General features: G+C 64.8%; 11 protein-coding genes. 4 read left to right on the top strand and 7 right to left on the bottom strand.

The window, feature by feature from the left end; genetic code table 11:
* Position 1 precedes the first annotated feature (1 nt).
* The gene (gene yaaA / locus ACR0LD_RS11845) at positions 2-772 is read left to right on the top strand and encodes a peroxide stress protein YaaA (RefSeq protein ID WP_170600360.1); all 771 of its coding nucleotides are present in this window, start codon (positions 2-4) and stop codon (positions 770-772) included.
* On the opposite strand, the gene ACR0LD_RS11840 is transcribed toward yaaA, so the two are convergent.
* The 6 genes from ACR0LD_RS11840 to ACR0LD_RS11815 all read right to left on the bottom strand — a co-directional run bounded on the left by ACR0LD_RS11840 (position 763) and on the right by ACR0LD_RS11815 (position 10,197).
* Positions 763-1,224 (bottom strand): VOC family protein, encoded by a 462-nt coding sequence (locus tag ACR0LD_RS11840; RefSeq protein WP_170364067.1) that lies wholly within the window; start codon positions 1,222-1,224, stop codon positions 763-765. The genes yaaA and ACR0LD_RS11840 overlap by 10 nt on opposite strands.
* Before the next feature lie 9 nt (positions 1,225-1,233).
* Positions 1,234-3,447 carry a response regulator gene (locus tag ACR0LD_RS11835; protein ID WP_480637091.1) on the bottom strand — a complete coding sequence of 738 codons (2,214 nt, stop codon included), beginning with the start codon at positions 3,445-3,447 and terminating at the stop codon, positions 1,234-1,236.
* 72 nt (positions 3,448-3,519) lie between these two features.
* Positions 3,520-5,562 carry a hypothetical protein gene (locus ACR0LD_RS11830; protein WP_480637089.1) on the bottom strand — a complete coding sequence of 681 codons (2,043 nt, stop codon included), beginning with the start codon at positions 5,560-5,562 and terminating at the stop codon, positions 3,520-3,522.
* The gene (locus ACR0LD_RS11825) at positions 5,559-8,321 is read right to left on the bottom strand and encodes a DUF4159 domain-containing protein (RefSeq protein ID WP_480637087.1); all 2,763 of its coding nucleotides are present in this window, start codon (positions 8,319-8,321) and stop codon (positions 5,559-5,561) included. The genes ACR0LD_RS11830 and ACR0LD_RS11825 overlap by 4 nt, the downstream gene beginning before the upstream one ends.
* Positions 8,318-9,193 (bottom strand): DUF58 domain-containing protein, encoded by an 876-nt coding sequence (locus ACR0LD_RS11820; RefSeq protein ID WP_480637086.1) that lies wholly within the window; start codon positions 9,191-9,193, stop codon positions 8,318-8,320. The genes ACR0LD_RS11825 and ACR0LD_RS11820 overlap by 4 nt, the downstream gene beginning before the upstream one ends.
* Positions 9,190-10,197: an AAA family ATPase gene (locus ACR0LD_RS11815; protein WP_170364062.1), complete on the bottom strand. Its 1,008-nt coding sequence runs from the start codon at positions 10,195-10,197 to the stop codon at positions 9,190-9,192. The genes ACR0LD_RS11820 and ACR0LD_RS11815 overlap by 4 nt, the downstream gene beginning before the upstream one ends.
* A gap of 65 nt (positions 10,198-10,262) precedes the next feature.
* Here ACR0LD_RS11815 and ACR0LD_RS11810 point away from each other — a divergent pair, with 65 nt between their 5' ends.
* A complete protein-coding gene (locus tag ACR0LD_RS11810) occupies positions 10,263-10,838 on the top strand; it encodes a DUF1285 domain-containing protein (protein ID WP_480637084.1) in 576 nt (191 codons plus the stop codon).
* Here ACR0LD_RS11810 and ACR0LD_RS11805 read toward each other — a convergent pair.
* A complete protein-coding gene (locus tag ACR0LD_RS11805; protein WP_480637082.1) occupies positions 10,835-11,779 on the bottom strand; it encodes a DMT family transporter in 945 nt (314 codons plus the stop codon). The two genes, ACR0LD_RS11810 and ACR0LD_RS11805, sit on opposite strands and share 4 nt — an antisense overlap.
* A gap of 174 nt (positions 11,780-11,953) precedes the next feature.
* Between ACR0LD_RS11805 and ACR0LD_RS11800 the strand changes: the two genes are divergently transcribed.
* A complete protein-coding gene (locus ACR0LD_RS11800; RefSeq protein WP_480637080.1) occupies positions 11,954-12,706 on the top strand; it encodes a hydroxypyruvate isomerase family protein in 753 nt (250 codons plus the stop codon).
* Positions 12,707-12,782: 76 nt separating this feature from the next.
* The gene (locus ACR0LD_RS11795; protein ID WP_480637078.1) at positions 12,783-13,013 is read left to right on the top strand and encodes a DUF2798 domain-containing protein; all 231 of its coding nucleotides are present in this window, start codon (positions 12,783-12,785) and stop codon (positions 13,011-13,013) included.
* The last annotated feature ends 19 nt before the right edge of the window (positions 13,014-13,032 follow it).

Below are 13,032 nucleotides of genomic sequence, written 5' to 3'. Positions count from 1 at the left end.
CATGCTGGTGGTGATCTCTCCGGCCAAACGGCTGGACTGGGCAGAACGGGACGCGACACCTACCCGGCCCGATTTTCAGGACGATGCGATCCGGCTGGCGAAAACCGCGCGCAACCTGACGCTGGGGGATCTGAAAAAGCTGATGAGCCTCAGCGACGATCTGGCCCGGCTGAACCGCGACCGGTTCCGCGCCTTTGCCGACGCGCCGCCGCCCGAAGCCACCCGTCCGGCCGCGCTGGCCTTTGCCGGCGACACCTATCAGGGGCTCGAGGCCGCTTCGCTGGACGCCGACGAACTGGCCTGGGCGCAGGACCATCTGCGCATCCTGTCGGGGCTTTACGGCCTGCTGCGACCTCTGGACGCCATTCAGCCCTATCGGCTGGAAATGGGTAGCCGGTTGAAGACCCGGCGCGGCACGTCCTTGTATGACTATTGGCGCGACCAGCTGAGCAGGGCGCTGAATGCGCAGGCCGACGAGATCGGCACCGAGACGCTGGTGAACTGCGCCAGCCAGGAATATTTCGGCGCGGTGGCCCCCAAGGCGCTGAAACTGCGGGTCATCACCCCGGTCTTCATGGAGGACAAGGGCGGCGCACCCAAGATCGTCAGCTTTTTTGCCAAGAAGGCTCGCGGCTCGATGGCGCGGTACATCATCCAGCACAGGCTGACCGACCCTGCGGGCCTGCGGGATTTCGACACCGGCGGCTATGTGTATCGGTCTGATTTGTCGGAACCGGACAAACCGGTATTCGTGCGCCCCTATCAGGCCTGATCCAGCATCGAGGCATCATACGCTACCAGTTCGACCGTGTTGCCCTCAGGGTCCGTGGTAAACACGCCGCGCCAACCGATCCAGCCGAACCGTTCGACGCGATAGGGCTGGCCGATTTGATCATACCAGCGCATGACGGCCTCCTGTTCCGCAAAAGGAAGAGACAAGGCGATATGGTGCAACGACGATTGCGCCCCGGTCATGGGTTTGTCGGCACCGGTGGGGTGCAAACCCGGCCGCGGCGCTGCCCCATGGTGAAACAGCGCCAGAACTTGTGTGTGTCCTTCGAACCCTTCCGCAATCCGAAAGAATGTGATGGCGCTGTCATGACCGCCATGCAGGCGGGTCAGCCCGATGACGTTTTCATAGAAATCGACCATCGCTGCCATGTCGGCGCAGCGTATTGCTATTTCACCCAAAGCGCGGGGGCGAAAACCTCGTTCCTGTGACATAGCGACAGCCTAGACCGCACCGGCCGGCGCGACAATGACGGGTTGCACATCCGTCGGGCAGTTGGACTGGATCATCTCGCAAATCAGCTTCTTCTGAAGCGGTTTCGTCAGGTAGTGATCCAGCCCGGCCGCTAGGATGCTGTGCTCGTCACCCGCCAAGGCATGAGCGGTCAGCGCCACGATCGGCACATGCTGCCCTGTGCCGATTTCGCGTCTACGGATCTCACCCGTGGCCTGCTTTCCGTCCATCTTGGGCATCGAGATGTCCATGAGGATCAGGTCAGGGGCGAATTCCGCAAAGGCTTCGACAGCCTCAAGTCCGTTGGCCACCAGCTTGAGGTCTATGTTCAGATCCTTGGTCATCTTGCTCAGGATCAACTGGTTGGTGCGATTGTCCTCGGCGGCCAGAACCCGCATCTTGCGCAGCTTCGTGTCTCCGCCGGGCGATTGGGCCGGTTCCGCGCGGCAGGGCGGGGGAACAGGCGCAGGCAACACAGCCGCGTCCAGCGCCTGAAGCCGTGAGAACAGCTCGGCCCGTGGGATCGGCTTCTGAACCACCCCTTGTATCAGCCGATGGTTCGGATCGGTGTGCACGATGGCCGGGTTTGCGGACATCAGCACGATCGGAACGTCGGACCAGCCTCGCTTGCGCAGAGTTTCCGCCAAATCCAGCCCGTCCATGTCAGGCAGATCGTGATCGCAAAGGATCAGGTCGACCGACGCATCCACCGCCCTCAACGCTTCGGTGCCTGTGGCGCAAACCGTCACCTCGGCCCCCAAACGCCGCAGCTGCTTGTTCAGAATGGCCCGATTGACCGCCAGATCCTCGACCACGAGGACATGTTTCAACCTGTCCGCCAAGGCAGGCGGAGCCGGTTGAGGGCCTTCGGCGGTGGGCAGCGTGATGCGGAACCCAAAGCACGACCCCTTGCCGGCCTCGCTCTCGACCCAGATCGAGCCACCCATCAATGTAATCAGGCGTTTGGTGATGGCCAGACCAAGGCCAGTGCCGTCAAAGGCGCGGGTCTTTTCGTTTTCAACCTGATTGAACTCGCCAAATATGTGCTCGATCTTCTCCGCTTCGATGCCGATTCCGGTGTCTTCAATCGCAATATGGATGTCGCAGGTCTTCTGATCGGCATGCGGTACTCCGGTGACCCGGATCAGAACATGGCCTTGGGCGGTGAATTTGACCGCGTTGCCCACCAGATTGGTCAGCACCTGACGCACCCGGCCCGGATCACCCACGAACAGCGTCGGCAGGAACAGGTCATAGTCGACCAGCAAGGTCAGCCCCTTGTCGCGCACCGTGGGCTGCAGCAACATCGCAACTTCGAGGATGCAACGTTCAAGATCGAAATCCTCGGGATGCAGCACAAGCTTGTCCGCTTCGATCTTGGAATAGTCCAGAACGTCATTGATGATGACCAGCAGCGCGTCCCCCGAATTGCGGATCGTCTCGACATAAAGCCTCTGCTCCTCATTCAGAGGGGTTTCCGACAGCAGGTCGGTCATCCCGACGATGCCATTCATCGGGGTCCGGATCTCATGGCTCATATTGGCAAGGAAAGCCGACTTGGCCCGGTTGGCGGCCTCGGCCTTTTCGCGCGCGGCTTGCAGTTGCGCCTCATGCTGGACCGAGGCCGTGATGTTCAGGGCCAGACTGACCACATCGCCGCCCTGCCCGCGCTGGTCGATCAGCTTGATATATTGCCCATTCCACAGCTGGATCACTTCGGGCGGCGGGTTGATCCGGGTCCAGCGGCGCATCATGCGGGTTTTCCACGCCTCGGCCGGTTCCGACCCGATATCGATGATGCCCTCGGTGGCCAGCAGATCAAGAATGCGGGTATAGGAAATCCCGGGCGCGACCTCGTCCAATCCTTCGAACACGCTCAGATAGGCCGTATTTGCGCTGATCAACCGATCACTGCCGTCGAAGAAGGCGAAACCGTCCTGGATCGTCTGGATCGAGTGCCAGAGGCGGCGTTCGGCCACTTCGATCTTGGCATTTGCAACGGTCAGGTCCGATTTGACCTTTTCATTCTCGCCACGCACGGTTTCGACCTCGGCCTCGGTCTCGCCGATACGTTTGGTCAGGGCCATCGCATATTCGCCCAGCTTGCGATTGGCCTCGGACAGTTCACTTTGCTTAAGTGCAAGCATGCGTTCGGCGGCCAGACGCGCCCGCCGTTCCTGTGCCAGTTTTTCTGCAAGACTCATGGTCATCTTCCCGGTCGGTTCGGGATCAGCATTCCCGCAGACCGTGAAAATCTGTTTAAGACCAAAGGCCGGTCAGCGCCGTCCTTCGCGCAGCCAGCCCGCCAGCAGGAAGCCACCCGCCAGCAGCAGCACCAGCCAGGGAGGCAACAGTCCGGCCTGGGTCACGTCACGGGTTTCATGTGCCTCGCGCGGGGTCAGACCGATCCAGCCACGCCCGGCCGCAGGACGCCCGGCGCGCACGTTGCGGATTGCCGGCAGCCCGTCCTCGACCCGGATCACCCCGCCGCGCATCCCGGCCATGACCGGTTCAAGGATTTCGGCTGTTGCGATGGTGCGTTCGAATTCCCGCGGCGCCGCAGGGCCAAGGCCGATGACTGAGGACAGCTCACCTTCCTGCAGGCGATAAAGCCCAATTTCAGGGCCGAAATACTGCGCCTCGAACCGACCGGGGGACAATTCGCGCAAGGGCACTTCAAGCGTGTCGCCATTGGGTCGGGTGACCGTGACGGGGCCCACCTCTTCGTTCAGGGTCTGGCGGATGATGCGCATTGACTGCCCGTTGGCCTCTGCCCACAGCGCCTCTTCTTCAAGCTCGGGCTCTTTCATCATCCAGTGGGCAAGGCGGCGCAGCAGTTCCAACTGCGGGCCACCGCCCTCGTAGCCACGGCTCCACAGCCAGGCGTGGTCCGAGGCCAGCAACGCCACGCGCCCTTCCCCCACACGGTCCAGCACCAGCAGCGGACGGTCGTCGACGCCGGTCATCAGCAATTCACCCGAGCGCTGTTTCACGTCGATCTGCCGCAGCCATGCGCCCCAGTCGCCCGTCTCACCCAGATCGGCGGTCACCGGATGACGCTGGCCCAGGTCTGTCACCGTGGGCACGTAGCGTTCTTCGATGACCCGGGCCGAGGGTTGCGCCGGCAGGATCGCAGACAGGGGCGAGCGGAAGATGCTGTCGGCGGTGGCAAAGTCAGGCCCGGCCGCAATCAGCACCGCACCGCCGTCATTGATGTAGTTGGTCACGTTGTCCAGATAGATCGCGGGCAGGATGCCGCGCCGCTTGTAGCGGTCAAAGATGATCAGGTCGAAATCGTTGATCTTCTCCAGAAACAACTCGCGCGTGGGGAATGCGATCAGCGACAGTTCGTCCACCGGAACCCCGTCCTGTTTCTCGGGTGGGCGCAAGATGGTGAAATGCACCAGATCGACCGAGCTGTCGGATTTCAGCAGATTGCGCCAGGTTCGCCCGCCCGGATGCGGCTCGCCCGAGACCAACAGAACCCGAAGCCGGTCGCGCACGCCGTTCATCTGGATCAAGGCGGTGTTGTTGCGGTCGGTCAGTTCGCCGTCGGCCTGCGGAACCGTGAACTGGATGACGTTGCGCCCGCCATGGGGCAGGGTCACCGGCAGCTCGACATCCACACCGATCGGGATGCTGAACTGCTGCGGCTCGCCCCCGTCCACCGCAATCTCGAGCGGGGCGGACGCCGGACCGGCGGGCACCGCGCCACTGTCCTCGACCCGCAAGGTCAGAGTGACGGGCTCGTCGATGATGGCAAAGGCCGGCGCGTTGCGCACGATCAGGCGGCGGTCCCAGTCCTGCGCGCGACCGGTCTGCAACAGGTGCATCGGCGCGGGCAGGTCGGGGGCCTGATCGACGTCATGCACGAGGCCGTCCGACAGGACCAGAATTCCGGCGATCCGGGCGCGCGGTTCCTCGGCCAGCGCGGCATTCAGCGCCGCCATCACCTGGGTACCTTCGTCTCCGTCGCCGTCGCCCACGGTGATGCGGCGCAGTTCGGTGTTGTCGCGGGCCTCGATCTCGGCGGCCAGGGCCTCGGCGGTCTGCGCGGTCTGTTCGGCGCGGTCCGACAGGGTCTGGCTGGCGCTTTCATCCTCGATCATCAACACGATGTCGGTCAGCGGGGCGCGGTCCTCGATCTGGTAGACCGGGCCGGACAAGGCTGCCAACAGCACCAGCGCGGCCAGTCCGCGCAACGCCCAACCTGACAGCCCGCGCCACAGCGCCAGAACCGTCGCGGCCAAAGCGATCGAACCGATGACCACCAGCACAGGCCACGGGATCAGCGGGTCAAAGATGACGGAACCGGTCATTGGCCCAACCTGTCAAGCAGAGCAGGCACGTGCACCTGATCGGATTTGTAGTTCCCGGTCAGCACGTGCATGACCAGGTTGACGCCGAACCGGTTGGCCAGCTCGCGTTGGCGTTCTCCGGCATAGCCGCGCCCGACCGGCAGCAGCGCCTGCCCGTTCCGGTCGATTGCCCAGGCCCCGGCCCAGTCGTTGCCACCGATCACCACCGGGGTGACGTTGTCGTTGAGGTTGCGGAATGGCATGCCTTCGATCTGTTCGGCGTCCAGCGGCGCGGCCTCGACCCAGACCTCGGTTCCGGCAAAGCGGCCGGGGAAATCCTGCAACAGGTAGAACGCGCGGGTCAGGACGTGATCGCGCGGAACAGGCTCCAACGCAGGGATATTCAGCGGAGCAGCCAGTTGCTGCAGCTTGCGGCCATTGGGGCTCGAGGCGCCAAACCCAGCGATGTTGGCGTCCCGCGTGTCAAACAGGATCATCCCGCCCGACCGCAGATAGCCATTCAGCTTAGTATAAGCTTCGGCCGAAGGCTGGGGCTGATCCGGCGTGATCGGCCAGTAGAGCAACGGGAAGAAGGCCAGTTCATCACGTTCAAGGTCCACACCCATAGGCTCGGCCGGTTCGACGGACGTGCGATAAAACAGAGTTTGCGACAGGCCGCGCAGCCCGGCATGGGCGACGTCGTCAATCTGGGCATTGCCGGTCAGTACATGGGCCAGCACCAATTCCTTGGTCGCCTGCAGGGCGAATTCAGTCTCCTCGGGCGTCTGCGCATGCGCCTGCGGTGCGATCAGAACCGCACCCAGCGCGACCGCCGCCGCCCGCGCCAGCCCCAGACGCCCCGACAGCGCCAGCGAGGCCACGACGTCAACCGCCAGCAGGATCAGGGCCAGGCTCAGCAGCAGACCCCCGATCGGCGTCTCGGCACTGACCTCCTGCCCCTTGATCGGCACATCCGCAGGCCAACTTATCGGGCGCAGCGTGCTGTCCTCGGTGAGCACGTTCAGGGCCAGTTTCTGCTTGCCGCTTTCATACAGACCCGGGCGCAAGTCGGGGCCAAGGGCGCCGGATATCAGCGCAGGGCCATCGACACCGGCCAGATTGCCCGCATCAGACAGGGTTCCGAACCCGTCCATCACCTGAATCGGCTCCCACGTGGTGCCTTGCAGCTGTTCGACCTGCCGCGTCTTGGCGGCCGAGGCCACGGCCAGCCGGTCGAGCATTTCGACGAACAGGCCCGACAGCGGCAGCGTCGACCATTCGGCATCGGCGGTGACGTGGAACAGCACCACCTGACCCAGGCCCAGTGGCTTGCGCGTCACCAGCGGGGTGCCATCCGACAGCGCGGCGATCACCCGGTCGGCCAGGTTCGGGTCGGGCTGCGCCATCACCTGGGTGCTGACGGTCACGTCGTCTGGAATGCGCAACCCGTAAAAGGGCGAGCCTTCCTGGAAAGGCGCCAGCCCCTTGGCTTCGCCCCAGCTCATCGCGCCGCCGACCGAGCGGCCACCGCTGCGCAGCCGCACCGGCAGCAACGTGTCTTCGGCATCGCGGCCCAGATCGCTGCCTGCCATGTGCGGACCGGCAAAGCGCAGCAACAGCCCGCCCTGTTCGACCCATTCGACCAAACCGGCCTGTTCGCTGGGGGTCAGCTTGGCCACATCGGCCAGCACGATCACATCCGGGTTGGCGGGCAGAACCTCGGTCAGCCCGCCCTCGACGAAATCGGCGGTGGGGATCAGCACCTGCGTCAGATAGTGCAGTGGCGACAGCAGCTCCAGCCCCTCGCGATTGACGGTTCCGGCGATCAGAGCGACCTCGCGCCGGCGCAGGCTGTCATCGGTCAGCGACACCGCCCCGGCCGACCGCTGGCCCTGCAGCTCAAACCGCGTGATGCGGGCGCGCAGCTCGGACGGCAAGGCCAGATCGGCCTGTGCCTGGGGCGTGCCGCTGTCAAAGCTGACCTCGACCGATTGCAGCAGGCGCATCACGCCCGCAGGGTCGCGCCCCTGCGCATTGATGGTGACGGTCTGCGCCGGACCGGGTGTGGCGCGCACCGCGGTCAGCCGGATCGCCCCGTCCTGATAGGTCGCCGGCAGCAGCGCCAGGATCGGCGCCGCCGCGCGATAGACCGTGACCCCGCCCCGGGCCTGCAGCGCAGACAGCAGGGTTTCACGGCCCGGATAGTCCAGCTTGTCCGTGAACCAGTGCGTGTCGAACCCGCCCTCGACCGCCGACAGGTCGGCCAGCGCCTGTTCGATCTGCGCCGCGTCCGGCTGCCACGGCTGCGGAACCAGCCCGGGCAGGCGGTTGCGCCAGGCTTCGGCGGCCTGGAAAACCGGCGGTTCCGGCTCGGTCAGTCGCAGAATCGACACCGGGCGCCCGGCCCGCCCGGCTTCGGTCAGCTGCGCGTCGATCTGCTCCAGCGTGGCGGGCCAGCGCGTGGCCCCGGCCCAGCTGGCATCCAGCACCAGCAGCAGCGGCCCCGATCCGGTTTGGTCGCGCGACGGGTTCAGCACCGGGCCGGCCAGACCAATGATGATCGCCGCTGCCGCCAGCATCCGCAGCAGCAGCAGCCACCACGGGGTGCGGTCGGATACACTCTCGTCGTCCTTCAGGCCCAGCAAGAGGGTCACCGCCGGGAACAGCCGGCGGATCGGCGCGGGCGGCACGGCGCGCAGGATCAGCCACAGGATCGGCAGGGTCAGAAGACCCAGCAGCACCCATGGTGCGGTAAAGCCGATGCCCGCCAGAACCGTCATCGCGCCGCTCCGTCCAGCGCACGATAGAGCCACAGCAGGGCCGCCTGCGCGCTGTCGCCCGTATGGTGCAGGCCCAGCTGCCAGCCGGTCACCCGGCACAGGCGGGTCAGGTCATCCTTGCGCCGCGCCAGCCGCGCCAGATACCGCTCTCGCAGGTCGCCGGCCTTCAGTGTCTCGTGCCGGACCGTGCCGCCGACGCTTTCGAAGATGGTGCGCCCGCGATAGGGGAAGTTCTCCTCGCCCGGGTCCAAAACCTGCAGCAGCACACCGCGCACGCCGCGGTCGGCGGCCTTGGTCAGGGCCAGTTCGACCTCGTCCAGCGGGCCGAGGAAGTCAGAGATGAACACGGCACGGGCATGGGGAATCATGGCGCGATGCTCGGGCGGGGCATAATCGGCCTCGGCATCTTCGGACAGGGCCTGCGCCAGCCGGATGATCTGGGCATTGCCGCGCCGGGGCGGCAGGGTGGTTCCAGTCAGGCCCACACGCTCGCCCCCGCGCACCAGCAGGATCGCCGTGGCCAGCCCCAGCAAACGCGCCCGGTCGGCCTTCGTGGGCAGGGATTTATCGGACGCAAAGCGCATCGAGGCGCCCTGATCGACCCACAGCATGATCGACTGCGCGATCTGCCATTCGCGTTCGCGCACATATTGCTGATCGCCGCGGGCCGAGCGGCGATGGTCGATCATCCGCCGGCTGTCGCCGATCTGGGCCGGTCGATATTGCCAGAAATCATCGCCCAACCCCGAACGCCGCCGGCCGTGATCGCCTAGCAGCACGGTTCCGGCCAGGTGTTCGGCCCGCGCCAGCAGCGGCGGCAGCCGGGACGCCTCGGCCTCGGATCTTTCGCGAAGGGTGCGGGCCGCGTTCACGCCGCCGCCTCAGCCCGGACAAGCCCGGCCGCGGTGGTTTCGATCAGGTCGGGCAGGCTGTCACCGCGCGCCCGCGCGGCGAAATTCAGCGCCATCCGGTGGCTGAGCACAGGGCGCGCCATGTCCAGCACGTCTTCGGCATTGGGAGCCAGCCTGCCCTGCAGCATCGCCCGCGCCCGCACCGTCATCATCAGCGCCTGCGCCGCGCGCGGGCCGGGGCCCCAGGCGACGGTCTCGGACACGCGCTCGGACACGCCAGGTTCTTCGGGGCGGAACGCGCGCACCAGATCGAGGATCAGTTCAACAACCGACTCGCCCACCGGCATCCGGCGCAGAAGAACCTGCGCGGCCAGCAATTCTTCCTTGGTGAAGATCTGGTGCGCCTCTTCCTCGGCCACGCCGGTGGTGGCCAGCAGGATGTCACGCTCGGTCTGGCGGTCGGGATAGTTCACGTCGACCTGCACCAGGAAACGGTCCAGCTGGGCCTCGGGCAGCGGATAGGTGCCCTCCTGTTCAATCGGGTTCTGGGTGGCAAGCACGTGGAACGGCACGCCCAGCGCGCGATCCTCGCCCGCGACGGTCACCGTGCGTTCCTGCATCGCCTGCAGCAGCGCCGACTGGGTGCGCGGACTGGCGCGGTTGATCTCGTCCGCCATCAAGAGTTCACAGAAGATCGGGCCGGGAATGAATCGGAAATTGCGGCTGCCATCCTCGGCGGTGTCCAGAACCTCGGACCCCAGAATGTCGGCCGGCATCAGGTCGGGTGTGAACTGGATGCGGTTGCCATGCAGGCCCATGACGGTCGACAGGGTTTCCACCAGCCGCGTCTTGCCCAGGCCCGGCAGCCCGATCAGCAGGGCATGACCGCCACACAGCAGCGCCGTCAGCGTCAGGTCGACGACCCTCTCCTGCCCGATGAAGCGGCGGGTGATCGAGGATTTGGCCTGTTGCAGTTTCTCTTCCAGCGCTTCGATCTCGGAGACGAGGTCGGCAGGTTCGGTCATGACTTTCCCTTCCGTGGACTTATTATGGTTGAAGTGTATCGCGCTGAGAGGAAATGGCAAAAACAATGAGCGGACAAAATCCTGTGAAACCGTCCCCTGAGGGTCTGGCGGCCTCGGTCAAGGCGGCCAAACCGCGGGGTCTGCCCCCTGTCGACAGCTGGAATCCTCCGTTCTGCGGCGATCTGGACATGCGCATCGCGCGCGATGGCACCTGGTATTACCTAGGGTCGCCCATCACCCGGTTCGAGCTTGTGAAGCTTTTTTCCTCAATTCTTAAGAAAGAAGGGGACGCCTATTTTCTGGTCACCCCGGTCGAGAAGGTCGGCATCAGGGTCGAAGACGCGCCGTTTGTGGCGGTCGATTTCGACCGGACCGGCGCGGAAGAGGATCAGGTTCTGACCTTTACCACCCATGTCGGCGATACGGTGTCGGCGGGTCCGGATCACCCGATACGGGTGGCCATCGACCCGAAAACAAACGAGCCCAGACCCTATATATTGGTGCGATCGAACCTCGAGGCGCGGATCGACCGCAAGAGTTTTTACCGCCTTGTGGACATTGCGACGGAACGCGTCGGGCAGGTCGGGGTCTGGTCCGGCGGGCAGTTCTTTGTCTTGGGTCGCGCTGAAGACGCGCCTTAGGCAACCCGCCGTGCGGGACGGTCTTGCGCAAGGACAACCGCCAGCGCCACGACTCCGGCGCCCAGCGCCCGGGTCCAGTTCCACTCCGAACCCAGAACCACCATGATGAGCATCACGTAGAACGGGGCCACATTGATGTGGAATGACGCCAGAGCAACACCCAGCCGGCCGATCGAAGCGATGAACAGAACCTGGCTGAGGCCGAGAGAGATCACGGCGTAGATCGCCAGCATTCCTGCCTGCTGCGGGTCGATCGGCGACGATGGCCAGACTTCGAACCCGAGGACGCTCGACAGATAGAACAGCGCGCCGGCCATGAACGTGCCGCCGATCAGCGTGATCGTGGTACGTCCGGTCTGGCTGTGGTCCGGGAAGTCCCGCGCGGTCGCCATGCTGGCCCAGCAGAACAGCGCGGTCGAGGCGATGGCGCAAAGCGCGCCCAGTCCCAGCTGGGCCGGCGCCACCGCGCTGGTTGCGATCAGTCCACCGATGATCGAAACAGCAACACCCAGCGCGAAGTTCCACCGCAATCTGCGCGTTCCTGCAGCCAGCTCGAGCAGTGTCGCAATCAAAGGCGCGCAGGAGGCGATGATGGCAACGGTTACGGGATCGGTCAGTTTCTGCGCGAGGATGATCAGGAACATGCCCAATCCAAGGCCAAACCCGCCCACTCTCATCGCATGGGCCCAACGCGCCCGCAGCACCGCATCTGCGCCATCGATCCACAGCCAGATCGGGATCATCACGGCCACCGCCAGCATCAGCCGCGCAGCCAGCAAGGCAACTGGCGGCCAGGTCTGCAGCAGGATTTCGGCCGCCGGGAATCCGGCCGCCCAGGCCAGCATCGACGCCACCGCCAACCCGTTTCCGGACAAGGCGGATTGCCGCGCACCGGGCACAGCGAAACTTGGCCCGCGAACGGGGTCCGGACTCATCGCCATCGGTTTCAATCCTTTTGTTGGTGCAGCGCCACGAAAATGATTCGCTGCAATACCCCGACCCTTCACATTCGGCCCGCGACGGTCTGGCCGATTTTCGACATATTGTCGTTTTCAAACCCTTTCTCTGCGCGCCGCCCGCGACTAAGGTCAGCACGCCATCGGACCGAGAGGACAATGCCCCGATTTGCCGCCAATATCTCGCTGCTCTTTGCCGAGCTGCCCTATCTCGACCGATTCAAGGCGGCCGCGGATGCCGGGTTCAAGGCAGTCGAGATCCTGTTTCCCTATGACCTGGCGGCCAAGGAAACCCGTCGCGCATTGATGACCAACGGTCTGGACCTTGTGCTGATCAACGCGCCGCCGCCCAACTATACCGGCGGCCAGCCGGGCTATGCAGCCGTTCCGGGGGGCGAGGGGCGGTTCCAGTCCGACATCCGCCGCGTCCTGCGCTATGCCGAGGCGCTGAAGCCCGGTTTGATCCACGTGATGGCGGGCTATGCCTCGGGGGCGGACGCACTGGACTGTTTTGTGCGCAATCTGCAATGGGCTGCGGATTTTGCGCCGCATCAACGGTTCACGATCGAACCGCTGAACCCCGTCTCGCAACCGGGATACTTCCTGAATGACTATGATCTGGCCGCCGCGTGCCTGGACCGAATCGACCGTCCGAATGTGGGCCTGCAGTTCGACAGCTTTCATGCCCGGATGATCCATGGCGATGCACATGCCATCTGGGACAGATTCCGCGGCCGGATCGTACATATTCAGATCGGCTCGGCCCCCGACCGCTCAGAACCCGGCCGAGACGAGACCGATTTCTCCGCCCTGTTCGCAGCGATCGACGACAGCGGCTATGACGGCTGGGTCAGCGCCGAATACACGCCCTCGACGCGGCGCACCGACGCCTCTCTGCACTGGATGCGATAGGCCTGTGCACCTGCGCACTGGAAATCACATCTTGGATATCGCATACGAAGCGGCAATTCAGCAGAGGAACAGCCGCATGATCCCCGCCCGCTTTGCCCCCGTCCTGTTCGGATTGATCCTGTCTGGGTTGATGTCCTGCATCGTGACCTGCATCGCAACGGTCAAAGAGATCGGGCTGGGCCCCGAGACCTTTGCCAGCTGGATGGGCGCCTGGAGCGTCAGCTGGCCGGTGGCCTTCGCAGTGGTTTTGGTCATGGCACCGCTGACCCGTCGGCTGGTCGCGCTGTTGGTCAGGCCCGAGGCCTGACATGCCGCGAAGATGGCCC

It is taken from the genome of Ruegeria sp. BF8, assembly GCF_056538625.1.
The sequence above is the reverse complement of the archived record's forward strand: the minus strand, read 5'-3'. Positions and strand labels throughout refer to the sequence as shown.